Here is a 15462-nt window from a genome sequence, read left to right on the forward strand (position 1 = left end):
GCTCCACTCTTTTATACATACGACTCAATTTAAAATGCTACTTAAAACATATGATCAGCTGTATCAAGTACGTCTTGATCTGCTGACATATCCCTGACCGTAATTCTTGCTATATGATTCGATCCATCACTAGAAAATTGAGACAGTGCTGTTGTTCGTCCTTCCGTCCATTCCGTTTGAAAGCGAAAAGGCTTATATTGCATATCATTAGCCAGTTGCATCCATTGTTTTGGCGTCGACGGAGTTGTAAACGATTGGTCATTGGACGCTGCCCCGTATACTTTATTCAAACCATTTTTAACCTTTGTATAGATGTGCAGCACAGCCGCCGTTCCTTCCGCATTGGCTGCAAAATCCGACAAATGCATATTCATCGTTATTTGAACTAATTTATCGTTATAAAAAATTAAATATACATCGCTGGTTACGCCCTCGTTTTCTTCTCTATATTGCAATGCAGTCATGTTATTTTCAGATATTTTTTTAATAAATGTGCCATGGTGATTAACGGATTTCATATAGTCTGATGGCGCGCCCCATAAATTCTCCCATGGATTCAAAATCGGCTTTTCACCAATCCAGGCAGCAGAACGGAGGTTATCGACGCCATAAGCCTCTCCTGTCATCTTACTGAGTGATGTAAGCGAAATATATGCAGTTCCGTTTATGATTTGCGGAGCTATTGATAAAGTTTGTGGCTTACCATTCACTTTTGCATGCTTACTGTTCATATTGAGCACCATAGAATGACCTTCATCATTGCTCATACTCCATGTATTAGATTGGATGCTTATCGTGTAACCAAGTGCAGTAAATACGCTTTTCATCGGGACAAGTATCGTTCCATTTTGAGCAAAAGAAGCAGAACTAGCATCGATCTGAACCAGATTCACATACAATCGATAAAGCGGAGCTGCTACGACACGATTTAGATAAAAACCATTACTGATAGATAAAGCTAAAATAAATACCAAGCTTGCCAGTACAAACTTCTTCATTCTATGTAACTCCTTTGGCTATGTAATATACAATAATTATACTACTGATTCCGATAATTCATTTCTGCAAACAACGAATAATTTATATGCTAAAAGCTTTCCTTTGCTGTTTTAAAATCCTGCTATCTTCATGTATGTGTTCAGCTTCATTCGCTATTTACAACCATGCTATAATAGAGCAGGCATGAACGATCCCGATCGCTCATGCTATGTACTGGATCATCAATTGCAATATAACATGGACTTGGCTTGGATACAGTCTTCGTTTTACGGATGATGTAGTGTTACCGATACTATAGATACGAATACGCGCAGCAACGACTGGCGCTGGGAGGATACATTGATGGAGATTACAGGCTACGAGGTGGAATGGATTCGCGATCCATTTGGTATTTTAACGGGCAAACGTTACGAATTCAGATTGGATCTGGATGTAGATGCAGAGGACGATCTGTATACACCGAATGGTGTCTATATTCGCGCTGTATATCGCGTGGAAAACGAGCAAGGCAAGCTGGTTACCTATGATCTGGTGGAAAAGGGAACCGATCGCCTGCTGGAGTTCGATCTGGAAGATGAGGAAGAAATCGAGCTTGCTGCTTTTTGTGAGCAACACTGGCAGGAAGCGGAGTAATCATAAGGCGCATTATTGCGCGTAGAGTGACGGCAGGCGATGATGATATTGCCTGCTGTTTGCTTATTACCTGGCTGTTCGCTGTTCAATAGGAACGAAGCAACAGACTGCTTGGGAACATTGCAAATAGAATATTCGCATATAGCCTATAATTCCAATATAACTATAACGTGCATAGGTACGAGGCTGGGAGGAATGGAACATGAAGATTACTTTACTCGGTGCGACTGGACGAACTGGACGATTGGTTTTGCAGTATTTACTGCATGCTGGACATGATGTAACGGTGCTGGTACGTTCGCCGGAGCGCTTGCAGGAGCAGCTGTACACGACTGCGATTCCTTCGCTGGATCAGCAGGGCAAGCCGCTTCGTGATGAGCTGGAGCAGCTTCCAGCTTCATTTGCCGATCAGGTGGAGACGATTATTCCTGCTGTGGCTGGTTGGACACATAGCCCAAAAGCACGTCTGCACATCTTACATGGTGATACGCGCGACAGCAAACAGCTATTTGCCGCATTGCAGAATGCCGAGGCTGTGATTAGCGCGATTGGTACGGATAAATCGGATGCACTCACCGTTACGATGAAGGCGTTAATTTCGCTGATGCAGCAGCAAGATGTGAATCGGCTGATTACGATTGGTACGGCAGGTATTTTGCAAAGTCGCACGGCTTCCGATAAGTACCGCTACGAAACGTCCGAGTCGCGTCAGCGCAGTACCCGTGCTGCTGAGGAGCATCGTAAAGTATATGAATGGCTGACTGCATCCTCACTGCACTGGACGATTGTGTGTCCGACGTATTTGCCAGATGGGGATTATACGGGTGGCTACCGGATGGAACATGATACGCTGCCAGAGGGTGGAACGAGCATTTCCACTGGTGATACGGCTTATGTGGTGTACAGTCAATTGCAGGATGAGCGCTATGTAGGCTGTCGGATTGGGCTGGCGTATTGATCTATAGTCGCAGCTGCTTGCGCTCTAACTCTGCGTATTCGTAAAAAATATAGAGCCTTTTCGGGCAGTGTACAACAAAAAAACTCATCCGTTGCAATTCGCCATTGGATGAGTTTTTTGTGTATCTACATGTTCTAAACGAATGTAAATCGGGCGGCATCCATCACTGCGGAAAAGAATAAGGGGACGGGCTCCCTTACTCAAAAGAAGTACGATATGTTGCATCATATAAATGTAGTAATTCTAGTGAAAATGCACCTCTTAAATTACCAGCAGGCGTTCACTATAGATTTCGCATTCTCAGTTATGATAGCTTCTCCTTCTACCGCAGTACATTCAATGCTCCAACACATGCTTTTGCTGACGATATTCAGTAGGCGTCAGCATATACTTTTTACGGAATACCTGTGTAAAATGACGTACACTCGCATAGCCAATCTGCTCGGCAATATCGACCAGTCGCAGCCCCGGATTCATCAGCAGCTCACATGCCTGATCCATCCGCAGTGAGATCACATACTCTTTGTACCCCTGCCCGGTTTTCTGCTTGAACAGCTGGCTGAAATAGACCGGATTCAAAAACACAACCGATGCCACCTTTTCGAGTGAAAGCTCTTCTTGAAAATGAGCATCAATATATTGCAGCGCCATCCGAATCGCGGTATCGCCGCTACTGCCTTCTGTCTGCTCAGTCAGCATGATCGGACGCTGCCCACGTCGCAATCGATTCGCATGTTCAGCGATATGCTCGAAGCCATGATGTGGTCCGGAGTGCAGACTTGTAAATGGCTGCGACTTCAAGCATCTTGCGAGCTGCTCATTCACACGCTCCTGTAGCTCCTCCATCGTACCGTCGGATTTGAGCGCTACTAGCGACAGCAGACTACTGCGATCCAGACTCACGACAAAGCCATGACCATAGGCGCGAATCAGCTCGGTTAATACATTTTCCACGATAAAATGCTCCAGCGGCCCGCTACGCTGCTCATCGCCCAGATTTACAGATAGCAGGTAATATTCTGGATACTGCTCCAGCAGCGGCTCCAAACTCAGCTTGCCTACACTGAGCCCGGCTGCCAGACGTTGAAATGCGGCTGACCGCAAATATTGCAGACCCTCGCGTAGTGTCTCCTCCTCCTGCACATGTGCCTGCTGCTGGCGAATCTCTTCGCTCAACGTTTCGATCAGCTCCACCAGCTTGGGCTTACCAATCGGCTTGAGCAGGTAATCACGCGCACCGAGATGCACCGCCTGCTGGGCATAGCTGAACTCCGAATGTGCCGAGATCACGACCCATTTCGCCTGCGGCTGCTTGCGCCGTGAAATCTTCATTAGCTCCAGCCCGTTAATACCGGGCATTAAAATATCGGTCAGCACGATGTCCATCCGATGCTGACTCATGAGCTCGACCGCTTCCTCAGCCGAAGCCGCCAGATGCACATCGTAGTCTGGAAACGCATTTCCTATCGTACGCTTGATGCCCTCACGAATAAAATTCTCGTCATCGGTAATCAAAATATGCATCTTTGTTATCCCCCTCTTTTTGCGGAATGTCATATTGTGTTGTCGTTCCTTCCGGTAACGGCAAGCGCAGTGTCACTCTTGTACCCTCTCCAGGCTTACTTTCAATTCCAATACCATATTCATCACCAAACATATATTTGAGCCGCTGATGTACATTTTGCATGCCGATGCCCTGACGACCACGTGCCGCCACTGCTGCTTCATCCTGCGGTTCATTTTCCGGTACGAGTAAGGAGCGGTGCAGGTTATACAGCGTCTCAGCCGTCATCCCGGCTCCGTTATCGCTCACACGAATATTCAGATACTGCTCATCCGGCACTGCCTCAACGACGAGTAGCCCCTGACCACGATTCGCTTCTAAGCCATGCTTGACCGCATTCTCGATCACCGGCTGTAGCAGCATTTTCGGTACGATCAGATCCATCCAGCGTTCATCGATCCGAATCTCAACCGTCAGCCGATCTTCCAGTCGCATCTGAATAATGGTCAAATAATGACGAATCTGCTCCACTTCTTCTCGCAACATCACCTCTGCCTTGCCTTCCCAGTGACTGCTATAGCGGAACATCTGCGATAGGGAGAGCACAACCTCACCCAGACGATCATTGCCCTTTTCATCCAGCATCCAGTAGATCATATCCAGTGTGTTATATAGAAAATGCGGATTCACCTGCGATTGCAGTGCATGTAGCTCCGCGTTCTTTTCGCTAACAGAAGATAGCTTCACACGCTCGATCAACTCCTCCACTCGCCTCACCATATGGTTAAAGGAGGCGACCAGTCCGTTAATCTCCTCATAGGAAGTCACGTTGACCATGCCGCGGAAGTTCCCATTTTCAACCTGCTTCATCTGCCGTACGAGCCGTGCCAGTGGCGACGATATCGTGCGAGATACGATGAGAGCGATCAGTGCCGAGACGATAATCAGAATGGTGACAACGATCAGCAGATAGCGCTTCGTCTGCGTCAGCTCCACATTCAAATCCTGAGATGGCGTAGTGCTCACAATCGTCCAATCAATCTTGTCCAGCTTGGACGCAGCGACGAGTGTACTGCCATCCTGCTGTACAGCGACCTCACCGGGCACATCCGGTAGCTTGAGATGCTCCGGTAAGCGTGCTGGACGTGGATTCGCCTCCAGCGAAATGGCAACCGGATGACCGGCACCATTTACGATGCTCACCTGGCTGTTCGGGCCGAGCTTCAGGTTACCTACCGCATCGACCACTGTATCCGCTTTCGCTTCAAACAGCACGATACCAATCTGGTGCTGCTCGTTCAGGTCAAAGATCGGTCGTCCAAAAGCGAATACGGGCGAATCCTCCATTTTGTCGATCAGGGAATGGGAGAACACGCCCAGCCAGATCATTTTGCCAGTAGAGGCGCTAATCTGCTTGTACCAATCGGACGAAGCATAATTCGGGTCGGCTACGGTCGTATAGTTGCCGTAGTCATAGATTTTACCGTTCTCGCCAATGATATGAATACCGACCAGATCATCACGGGAAAAATAGATCGTGCCCATCATATTCGTAATCGCATGCTGGTTCGCATACTCCACCTGCGGCGGAAGCTGCCGCTTCTCGGCAACGAGCCTTAAAATATCTGCGTTCGTACTGATTGATTTGGACAGACTATCATAGCTCGCCAGCAGAAGATCAAGCAGGCCAGCGGTCTGGGAAACATTTTTACGGGCGATCTCGCCCAGCTTGTCGTGAAATTGAGTCGTCGTACGATTGTAAAAAAGCACTGTCACAATGAGCAAAATTGCAGTCATACAGACGAGAAACAGCACAAACAGCCGATGGTGAATCGAACGGAATCTGCGCGGCAATTCAAATCCTCCTTTGCAGGAATACTCCTGTCCTCCAAAAAGCCAAACAGCGACAGCAGCAAGCGGCTATTTTTGCCCTGCTTGCTACGCTGTCGCCAGCCTCTCACTTCACGATCATACCAGATGGAGCGGGAAATGAGGGATAATTTTACAAATTTTATGGGTGCGTGAGGGGCTTTGTGCTTGGAGAGGGGCCACTTCGGGAAGGAATAAGGGGACGGACTCGGGTGGAGCCGCGGGAATCTACTGGATTAGGATTGAATGTAGATTCCCGCCCCTCCAAAGGAGTCCTTTCCCCTTATTTTCTTCCCGCAGTGAAGTGCTCCTTGCAGCATAAGCCCTCGCGCGGGTGGGGCGGCATTTTTTAGAGCTTAGAAGAGCTTTGAAAGCTTTAGGTACTTGGGATAAGGTACTTTGGATAAAATACTTTGGTTGACGATATTTGTGATTGATGTCTGGTTGGTACAGACTTGGAACTCTTATATAGTGAGACGTTGATGTTGGTTCTAGGTGCTCTTTACTTTAGATATACGTATACTCGTACAGAGCAGAGCTGCGGTTAGGCAGTTTGTCTGTACGAGTATGAGGGGTTGTTTAGCCTTTTACTGCACCTGCTACCATACCCTTGGTGATGCGTTCGGATAGGATGAAGTAGATGATGAGTACAGGTAGTGCTCCCATGACGAGGAATGCGCCGATGTTGCCGTAGTTGACAGAATATTGGCTGACGAAGGTGTAGACGCCGAATGGGAGTGTTTTTAGATTTTCGGATGAGATGAATGTTGCGGCTACGATGTACTCGTTCCAGATGTTGATGAAGGTCAGAATGCAGACCGTCATCACTGGTGGGAGTGAGATCGGTAGGATGATGCTTCGGAAAATTCGGTATACGCTGGCGCCGTCCATGAATGCGGATTCCTCGATATCCGTTGGAATGGAGCGCATAAAGTTACTCAGGATGAAGACGGCGATCGGTAATGCGAATGCGGTATACGGGATGATGATTGACCAGCGTGTATCGAGCAGGTCGAGATTTTTGAAAATGATCATTAGCGGCAGCAGTGTCGCTTGCATCGGGATCATCATACCGAGCAGGAACAGCAGCATGACGTACGGGCCGTATTTCCAGCGGAAACGGGCAATCGCGTAGGCGGTCATGGAGCTGAGGATGATAACTGCGAGCAGTGTGACGGTCGTTACAAGCACACTGTTACCGAGATATTTGAGATAGCTACCAGATGTGTATGCCTCAGCATAGTTATGCCACTGCGGTACGATCGGTAGGGAGAAAAAGCTGCCGCTCAAAATTTCTTCGTTTGTTTTGAGAGAATACATGAGCAGCCAGAACAGCGGGTAGATCTGCGTCACAACCAGAATGGCGAAGAGCAGATAGACAAACCATTTTTTGATTTTGGACATCGTATATGCTCCTCCTTCAGGTTACTTTGCGCTCAACCCGGTTGAAAATAAAGTTGATGATAACGGTAATAATGAGACAGAATACAACCAGGAATGTCGCTACCGCACTACCGTAGCCGTATTTCTGGGATAGGAACGACATATTGTACATATGCGTCGCAATCGTATCGGTTGCGTGCGCCGGGCCACCGCCTGTCATGACCATAACGAGCTCGAACGCTTGCAGGGAACCGATAAACGCGAGCACGACCGAGATTTTGAAGATCGGCACGATCATCGGGAAGGTGATATAACGATCTGCCTTGAAGCCCTCCGCACCGTCGATACGTGCTGCTTCGTAGATTTCGTCCGGAATATTTTGTACCCCGGTAAATTGAATAAGCAGATGGTAACCAAAATATTGCCACAGCGATACGAAGTAGAGTGCGTACATCGCATACGCTGGTTCAGTCAGCCAGCTATGTGTCCAGCTTTCCAGACCGAGCTGTACGAGCACGCCGTTCAGCATACCGCCCATGGAAGTCGGGTTGTAAATCGTTTTCCATAATTGACCGAGAATAACGTTAGACAGGATAACCGGGATAAAGTAGATCGTTACGAGTCGGCTACCTTTACGTACATAACGGTTAAGCAAAATAGCGAATAATAAACAGAATGGAATCTCCACGATGGAGAAGACCGCATACATCAATGTACGGCGAACCGAAGGCCAGAAATTGTTATCTTCAAACAACAGGGTATGGAAGTTTGCCAATCCGATAAACTTGGCATCGCCGATCCCGTTCCAATCCAGTGTCGAGGTGTAAAAGGACACCAGAATCGGGATAAACACCGTACCGATATAGAGCAAAACACAAGGCAAGACAAAGACCGCAATCGTGCGCGCCGGAACCTTGAGTACATTCATTGGCTTCTCCTCCTTCCTTTATTTAGCGTTTCTCTGTGTAGTCAAACGTGATCCATAGTTAGATGAGCGCATTCCTTGCCCCGATATCCAGCATGTCGGATACCGGGCAGGGAATGTGTGTAGCATGACGTCAAGCGTGTACCAAGTTCAGCCGCTTGATCGCTTCAATGCGCTTGCACGTACATGATCATGATGAAGCTTCTTTGTGAAAACTTTCCCGTAGGCTATATGGTCAGGAGCAATTGCTTACTTGTTCGCTTCAAATGCTGCCTGATGCTCTTCTGCTACTTGCTTAGGATCAACCTGCTGTACGAACAGGTTTTGAATGCTGCTCAGGTGAACCTGGGATACGGCTGGATTCATCGTGTTATCAAATGACAGGTCGCCACCTTTGATATTTTTGAACATATCGAGAATCTCGATTGCCAGTGGGGAGTAGCCTGCTGTTTTGAAGTCGCCGTCTACCTTTTGTCCAAGACCAACCGCGTTTTTCATATCAAATGATGCTTTTGGATAGTTGGATGTGAAGAAGTGCAGGAAATCTTTTGTTTCTGCCAGGTGCTCACTGTTTGCAGATACCGCATACGCGCTACCTGGTGCCAGCATGTACTCATCCAGATTACCTTTACCGTTAACGGTTGGGAATTTGAATACGCCGATGTCTTTACCTACAGTGGATGCATCATTGGAGCCTGTTTCCCATGTACCGATGAAGAACATCGCTGCCTGTCCCGTACGGAACATGTTACCGCCTGCTGTAGCATCGATCGCTGTTGCACCGTCAGGGAATGCGCCCGCTTGAACGAGCTTCTGGAATGCTTCAACCGCTTCAATAAACGCTGGATCGTTAAATGTCTTTTTGCCATCCGCTACATCTTGCAGGAAGCCAGGGCCGCCATTTGTACGAAGCAGAATGTTCATGAACAGGAAGGAGCCTGTCCAGGAGTCTTTTTCACCGATTGCGATTGGCGTGATGCCTGCGGCTTTCAGCTTGCCTACATCTGCGAGCAGCTCGTCAAATGTCGTTGGTGGTGCATCGATACCTGCTTTGGCAAACAGTGCTTTGTTATAGAAGCCTACCTCAATATTATTGCCATCCGGCAGTGCATATACTTTGTTGTCTTTGCTGTAATAATCGAGCAGACCTTTTTGATATGTATCGCGAAGGCCATCTTTATCCAGCACATCATCCAGTGGTGCGAGCAGACCTGCGTCCACATATGGCTTCATTTGTGCTGCCGGGTTCACCATTGTAATGTCTGGAATTTCGCGCGAAGCTGCCTGCGTTTTCAGCTTCAGCTTTTGCTGGTCGGTGTTCAGGGTGTCGAGTGCGATCTCTACGTTTGGATGCTCTTTTTGATACTCGGCTACCAGCTGACGAATGATTTTGTATGCTGGTGTGGTTGGGTCAGGTGAGATGTTCTGGAACGTGATCGTTACCTTTTCACCGCTACTGCTACCGCCGCTTGCTCCGCTGCTGCTGGAATCACTTTTCCCGCATGCGGTAAGTCCTACTGTCAGTGCGCCCGCGAGTAGCAATGCGAGCACTTTACCTGTTTTTTTCATTTTCCGTTCGCCCCTTTGGAAGTTGAGTGAATGGGTGCTGGCATGTCGCCGCGCCCAGACTGAATATTCACATTATCTTGTAAACGCTTACGGAGGGCAATGCAGAAAATCAAGAATTGGGGTTCGTAATTTCAAGGTATTGGTAAAGGGAGCTTAATTTTGCTGCTGGGGTGTGGTCGTGGCAGTGCTGTGGAGGTGCGGATGGACATTGAAAAAGTGTGTGTTTTGAGAGGGGGTTAGGTGGTTAGGAGGTGGGTTAGTTGGTTTTAGTAATTCGGAGTTTTCTCTTTGGGCTGATGATCGGGGAGGATTATTTGCGAATCGTTCTGTGATTATTTTTCGGGTTCTGTTAGTTGTTCGTAAGTGGTTATTTGAGTGTGGTAGTTACTATTTTGAAAAGGCTGGTGATGGAGCGCGCGAGTTAGTTGTAGTGTTGGGGCATCAAGCACTTCGGGAAGGAATAAGGGAACGGACTCAGGTGGAGCCGCGGGAATCTTTTGGATTAGCAGTGAATGAAGATTCCCGCCCCTCCAAAATCGTCCTTTTCCCTTATTTCCTTCCCTTCGTTTTGTGCTTGTTGCAGCATATTAGAAAGAGCTCTGCGTAGTGGATCATGCTTCTATATAGGATAGCTCGGTTCACTATTGAGCTGGGAGTGAACTTAGCATAAATGAATTATGATTTCTAATATTGAGTTTTAATTCCTACTGCCTGCATTCACACTGCTGTTTTTCCCTATCCGTTCTGAACTTGGAGCCATATTATCCTGTATTACTGCCTATTACTTCATGAATAATCTCAATAGAACAGATAAATACTGCTCACAAGCCTTCTTTATCCATAATTTTCATTCATAACCTTTTTGTTCATCTCAACTCTTTACCATTTTCGCCATGACGCTGAATGATCTTTTCATTTCAACGCAACAGTTAGACGCTTAGATCATAGAGCCACGAAAAACATCTTTAAAATGAAATCGCGGCTCGTAGTTAGCTCAATTGAGCTTTAGAAAAAGAAATTACGTTCTGTGTGGTGGAGCAGCAGTATAGATTGTTTCCTGTGGCGCTCTATCGTTTTCCTATCTTTTTGACATTTCAATACTTTTAAGATCACATTAAGCCTGAAAATCTAGCTGGTACGTGCTGCCTGTCTCTACGTTAAACGTTAATAGGTTGTCTGCATCTGGTATTAGCTGTTCGCTTTGCTCACGGTGAGTGAGTGTAGCAGCTACTAGGGAACGGATGCGGCATACTTTGGATTGGGTAGCATGCAGTCGTAATTGTACTGGATTATGGTCTTTCCAGATTAAGTCTAGCTCAATACCACCGCGGGCGCGTAATCCTCGGAAGGAGCCGGTTGGCCAGCGTGATGGTAAGGCGGGTAATAGCTCGATCCAGCCTAGATGGGATTGCATGAGCATTTCGGCGATACCGGCGGTGGCGGCGAAGTTGCCGTCGATCTGGAATGGCGGGTGGGCGTCGAACAGGTTGGGGTAGACGCCGCCGCGTTCGTGCTGGTGTGGGCCATCTGGACGTACAAGTGTGAGCAGATTGGAGATGAGGGCGCGGGCGCGATCTCCGTTACGGAATCTTGCCCATAGTCCGATTTTCCAGCCCAGGCTCCAGCCTGTTCCACCATCGCCGCGTAGCTCCAGTGAGCGACGAGCAGCAGCGAACAGCTCGGGGGTGCTCTCTTCGGTCAGCAAGCGACCGGGATAGACGCCAACCAGATGGGAGACATGGCGGTGTTGCGGGTCTTCCTCCTGAAAGTCCTTTGACCACTCCTGTAGCTGTCCCTGTGCGCCGATTTGCAGTGGTAGTAGATGCTCAGCTGCGGCTTGCACTGTAGTCACCAGTTCCGCATCCAGCTCCAGTACCCGAGCCGCCTCGGTATACTGCTGGAACAGCTCACCGATCAGCGCGATATCCATCGTGGCAGCAGCACTGGTTGCAGCGTAGCCCTGCGGCGTAAGGAACTTATGCTCGGGCGAGGTGGATGGTGCGGTAACGAGTCGTCCCTCTCCATCCTCAACGAGCCAATCGAGGCAAAATAGCACAGCATCGCGCATGAGCGGATACGCGGTCTCGCGCAGATACGTCTGATCGCCACTAAACGCATAATGCTCCCACAAATGCTGAGTGAGCCATACTCCACCCAGTGGCCAGAATGCCCAGACAGGATCACCATCGCCATAGCCACCAACCGGAGCGGATTGTGCCCACAGATCGGCATTATGATGCGCTACCCAGCCACGTGCGCCATAGTTAACACGCGCGGTCTCGCGTCCATTTGCAGCGAGTCGTCCGATAAATTGCAGTAGCGGCTGATGCAGCTCGCTCATATTGCATACCTCGGCAGGCCAGTAGTTCATTTCAGCATTAATATTCAATGTATAATTACTGCTCCATGGCGCGCGCGTATCCTCATTCCATATGCCCTGTAGATTGGCAGGCTGTGTGCCTGCACGCGAGCTACCAAGTAGTAAATAACGTCCATAGTGGAATAGCAGCTCCACCAGCCCTGGATCATCTGCTCCATAGGCGGCAATGCGCTCATCTGTAGGCATCTGTTCATCCGCAGGTGAATCACCTAGCTTCAGATCGACTCGATGATAGAGCGCCTCATGATCTGCCACATGACGCTGCTTCAGCTCGTCATAACGGTATTGCTGCGCCTGCTGCACTTTCGCCGCTGTGATCGCCAGCGGATCGCGCGTCTCATCCTGCTTCCCCTGCTGCGCGTCAAAGCTCGTCGCCGCACTAAAATAGATCGTAACCGCATCCGCATCACGCACCGTAATTCCGGTCGTATCGGTCGCCACCTGACCGCCCTCCGCATGGACGGCAAGCCGCCCGCCGTAATTCAGCACAGGTGCCGTATCATCATATTGCACAGGCTGTGCCGCATCACGATAGCTTGGCTCCACATGTACAGGTGCTTTGCCGTGAAGGAGCAGATCGGTTCCGTCCACGCTCATCGTATGGCGAAGCTGGCTATCCAGCTTGGCACGGAAGCTAATTTGCCCCGGTTCACTTGCCGTTAGGCGTAATACCATTACGCCATCGGGATGGGAAACAAATACCTCACGTGCAAAATGTACATCTCCGATCGTATACGATACGGAGGCGATTCCGGTCGACAGCTCCAGCTGACGATGATAATCCTTGCCCAGCTGACCATGCTCCATCCGCAGTAACAGATCCCCAAATGGCAAATACGACTGCGTATACGGCCCCATCATCTGCTTCGTTACTTCATCGGCTTCCACATAACGCTCCTGCGCGATTAGCTCTCTCAGCTGCGGTAAGGCTTGTTGTGCCTCGGGATTATTCCAGTGGCGTGCATAACCTGACCAGAGTGTATCCTCATTCAGCGCAATGCGCTCCTTTTCAATCCCGCCAAATACCATACCGCCCAGGCGACCGTTCCCCACAGGCAATGCCTGTACCCAGTACACCGCTGGCTTTTGAAACTGAATTTTCATCTGCGATTCCCCCTGCTCTGCTGCCTGAATGCAGCATATGATCGGCTTACTAACAGACTTATAGACCTCCAGCTTACACACTTACCAGCGCTTTGATCACACCAGCCTCTGGCTTCGTCCATCCTTCTAATCGCTCTGGCAATTCCTCCAGTGTACATCGATGCGTTACATACCGCTCCAGATCGGCAAAACCTGCACCGAGCGCTTCACGTACCGTTTCAAAATCCTCCAGTGTCGCGTTGCGACTCGCCATCAGCGTCATCTCGCGACTATGAAAATGCGGATCATTAAACGTAATATCTCCTTTAAATAGACCGACAAATACAAGCGTACCGCCATGCCCAACCAGCTGAAATGCGTTCGTCATTGATGCGACGCTACCGGTTGCATCGAACACGAGTAGAGGTAATTCACCATCCAGCAGCTCCAATAAACGCGCCTGCACATCGTCCTTCGCATGAATCGTATCGTTCACACCTGCCCATGATTGGCAAAACTCCAATCGCTCCTCATTCATATCCAGCGCAATCACATGCGCCCCCTGATGTCTGGCGAGTGCCATCACACCGAGACCGATCGGGCCAGCACCGATCACTAACACCGATTGCCCTGCGGTTAATGCAGAACGACGAACGGCATGTGCACCGATTGCCAGCGGCTCTAATAGTGCCGCTTGATCCAGTGTTAGATCATGAGCAGGAATCAGGTGCGTAATCGGCACAGCGATACGCTCACGCATCCCACCATCCTCATGCACGCCCATCACCTTCATGCTGCGGCAACAGTTGGTTTTACCCGAACGACAGGCAGCACACTGTCCACAGTGCAGGTAGGGAATGATGCTCACTGGATCACCGACCTTCAAGTCGCTATTATGATCACTTATCGCCTCGATCACACCGGATAGCTCATGCCCAAGAATCCGTGGATAGGTGAAAAAAGGCTGCTGTCCCTGAAACGCATGCAGATCGGTACCACAAATGCCAATCCGACGAATCGCAACGATCGCATAGCCCGGCTGTAGCTCTGGCTCGGGTAGATTCGTCGTCCATACGAGCTGCCGAACTTCTTCACAGATAACTCCATTCATCACGCTTCGCCTCCATTGGTGACAGGACGGTTGTACATCTCTAGCCCGCTTGCCCAGGTCTGATTATGTACAGGCTTCAATATACGTAGCACCTCTTCCAGCACCTCGGTCTGAATCGGCTCCTCTATCCAGCGTACATTGCGAAGCACATTGTCCGGATTCGCTGTGCTGACCAGTGTCGTTGGAATCGACTCGTGCTGGACAGCAAATTGCATCGCTAGCTGGGCAATCTCTACTCCCTGCTGCTGGCAATATAGCGCCGCTTCATGACATACTCGCTTCAGCTCATCACCTGCTGGGTGCCAGTCTGCTACTGGGCGCGTGCTAAGCAGTCCCATCGATAGTGGAGAAGCACTAACCAGACCGATATGCTGACTTTCCAGCAAAGGAAGCAGGGACAGAAGTGAAGTATCGTTTAGTGCATAATGACAGTAGGATAGGATGGCATCCACTTCTATTTGCGGCAATAACAGCTCGAACATCGATAACGGCAGACCACTAATTCCGCCGAAGCGAATCTTACCCTGTTGCTTGAGCAGCTCTAATGTCGGCACCGATTCCTCTACAATCTGCTGCGGATCGCCGAACTCCACATCATGCAGAAATAGCATATCCAGATAATCTGTACCGAGTCGCTCCAGACTTTCATCCACACTACGTAAAATACGCTCACTCGAAAAATCGAATTCTCGTTCTCCATAGCGCCCGGCTTTGCTGGATAGCAGGTAGCGATCACGAGGTGCCGAACGTAGCGCTTGACCGAGCACGGTCTCCGCACGCGTCAGTCCATAATAAGGCGACACATCGATATAATTCATCCCGGCGTCAATCGCAGTATGCACGGTACGCATACTTTCTCCATCATCCGTACTGCGGAATACACCACCCAGTGAAGATGCTCCAAAGCTTAATACCGGTACGTCCAGTCCAGTCTTGCCTAGCTTTCGATATTTCATGTTGCAGCCTCCCTTTTGTGAGTAACCATGAGTATCTGTCGCAGGTTATCGCGGCATTCCTGCTATGATTAGCAAGCGCTTTCATATCCTGT

At 49.2% G+C, this 15462-nt stretch carries 11 protein-coding genes; 2 read left to right on the forward strand and 9 right to left on the reverse strand.

From position 1 onward, the window contains the following. Positions 1-41: 41 nt before the first annotated feature. Entirely contained in the window at positions 42-998 is a 957-nt protein-coding gene (locus tag SK066_RS21865) for a copper amine oxidase N-terminal domain-containing protein (RefSeq protein WP_320543002.1), read from the reverse strand. Positions 999-1341: 343 nt separating this feature from the next. On the opposite strand from SK066_RS21865, the gene SK066_RS21870 reads away from it, so the two are divergent. Continuing rightward, positions 1342-1632, forward strand: coding sequence for a DUF6509 family protein (locus SK066_RS21870; RefSeq protein ID WP_250343896.1), 291 nt, complete (start codon positions 1342-1344; stop codon positions 1630-1632). Positions 1633-1834: 202 nt separating this feature from the next. Further along, positions 1835-2590: an NAD(P)-dependent oxidoreductase gene (locus tag SK066_RS21875; RefSeq protein ID WP_320543003.1), complete on the forward strand. Its 756-nt coding sequence runs from the start codon at positions 1835-1837 to the stop codon at positions 2588-2590. A 336-nt stretch (positions 2591-2926) separates the two neighbouring features. Here SK066_RS21875 and SK066_RS21880 read toward each other — a convergent pair whose 3' ends face one another. The 8 genes from SK066_RS21880 to SK066_RS21915 form a co-directional block, all read right to left on the reverse strand. Next, entirely contained in the window at positions 2927-4114 is a 1188-nt protein-coding gene (locus SK066_RS21880; protein WP_188775870.1) for a response regulator, read from the reverse strand. After that, entirely contained in the window at positions 4092-5948 is a 1857-nt protein-coding gene (locus tag SK066_RS21885) for a cache domain-containing sensor histidine kinase (RefSeq protein ID WP_320543004.1), read from the reverse strand. The genes SK066_RS21880 and SK066_RS21885 overlap by 23 nt, the downstream gene beginning before the upstream one ends. A gap of 594 nt (positions 5949-6542) precedes the next feature. Then, complete coding sequence (locus tag SK066_RS21890; RefSeq protein WP_188775872.1) at positions 6543-7367, reverse strand: carbohydrate ABC transporter permease; 825 nt, start codon at positions 7365-7367, stop codon at positions 6543-6545. Positions 7368-7383: 16 nt separating this feature from the next. Further along, positions 7384-8274, reverse strand: a complete 891-nt coding sequence (locus SK066_RS21895) for a carbohydrate ABC transporter permease (RefSeq protein WP_188775873.1) — start codon at positions 8272-8274, stop codon at positions 7384-7386. Between the two features lie 246 nt (positions 8275-8520). Next, a complete protein-coding gene (locus SK066_RS21900) occupies positions 8521-9840 on the reverse strand; it encodes a sugar ABC transporter substrate-binding protein (protein WP_320543005.1) in 1320 nt (439 codons plus the stop codon). A gap of 1114 nt (positions 9841-10954) precedes the next feature. Then, entirely contained in the window at positions 10955-13324 is a 2370-nt protein-coding gene (locus tag SK066_RS21905) for a glycoside hydrolase family 95 protein (protein ID WP_320543006.1), read from the reverse strand. Between the two features lie 73 nt (positions 13325-13397). Continuing rightward, on the reverse strand, positions 13398-14414 hold the full coding sequence (locus SK066_RS21910) for a zinc-binding alcohol dehydrogenase family protein (RefSeq protein WP_320543007.1): 1017 nt from the start codon (positions 14412-14414) through the stop codon (positions 13398-13400). After that, positions 14414-15370 carry an aldo/keto reductase gene (locus SK066_RS21915; RefSeq protein WP_320543008.1) on the reverse strand — a complete coding sequence of 319 codons (957 nt, stop codon included), beginning with the start codon at positions 15368-15370 and terminating at the stop codon, positions 14414-14416. Before SK066_RS21915 ends, SK066_RS21910 begins: the two co-directional genes overlap by 1 nt. Between the last annotated feature and the right edge of the window lie 92 nt (positions 15371-15462).

Origin of the sequence: Paenibacillus hunanensis, assembly GCF_034055775.1 — a bacterium.
Classification (GTDB): domain Bacteria; phylum Bacillota; class Bacilli; order Paenibacillales; family Paenibacillaceae; genus Saccharibacillus; species Saccharibacillus hunanensis.

Excerpts from the sequence above, each read along its gene's own strand:
- SK066_RS21865 (WP_320543002.1), bottom strand. The coding sequence starts at position 998 with ATGAAGAAGTTTGTACTGGCAAGCTTGGTATTTATTTTAGCTTTATCT.
- SK066_RS21870 (WP_250343896.1), top strand. The coding sequence starts at position 1,342 with ATGGAGATTACAGGCTACGAGGTGGAATGGATTCGCGATCCATTTGGT.
- SK066_RS21875 (WP_320543003.1), top strand. The coding sequence starts at position 1,835 with ATGAAGATTACTTTACTCGGTGCGACTGGACGAACTGGACGATTGGTT.
- SK066_RS21880 (WP_188775870.1), bottom strand. The coding sequence starts at position 4,114 with ATGCATATTTTGATTACCGATGACGAGAATTTTATTCGTGAGGGCATC.
- SK066_RS21890 (WP_188775872.1), bottom strand. The coding sequence starts at position 7,367 with ATGTCCAAAATCAAAAAATGGTTTGTCTATCTGCTCTTCGCCATTCTG.
- SK066_RS21895 (WP_188775873.1), bottom strand. The coding sequence starts at position 8,274 with ATGAATGTACTCAAGGTTCCGGCGCGCACGATTGCGGTCTTTGTCTTG.
- SK066_RS21900 (WP_320543005.1), bottom strand. The coding sequence starts at position 9,840 with ATGAAAAAAACAGGTAAAGTGCTCGCATTGCTACTCGCGGGCGCACTG.
- SK066_RS21905 (WP_320543006.1), bottom strand. The coding sequence starts at position 13,324 with ATGAAAATTCAGTTTCAAAAGCCAGCGGTGTACTGGGTACAGGCATTG.
- SK066_RS21910 (WP_320543007.1), bottom strand. The coding sequence starts at position 14,414 with ATGAATGGAGTTATCTGTGAAGAAGTTCGGCAGCTCGTATGGACGACG.
- SK066_RS21915 (WP_320543008.1), bottom strand. The coding sequence starts at position 15,370 with ATGAAATATCGAAAGCTAGGCAAGACTGGACTGGACGTACCGGTATTA.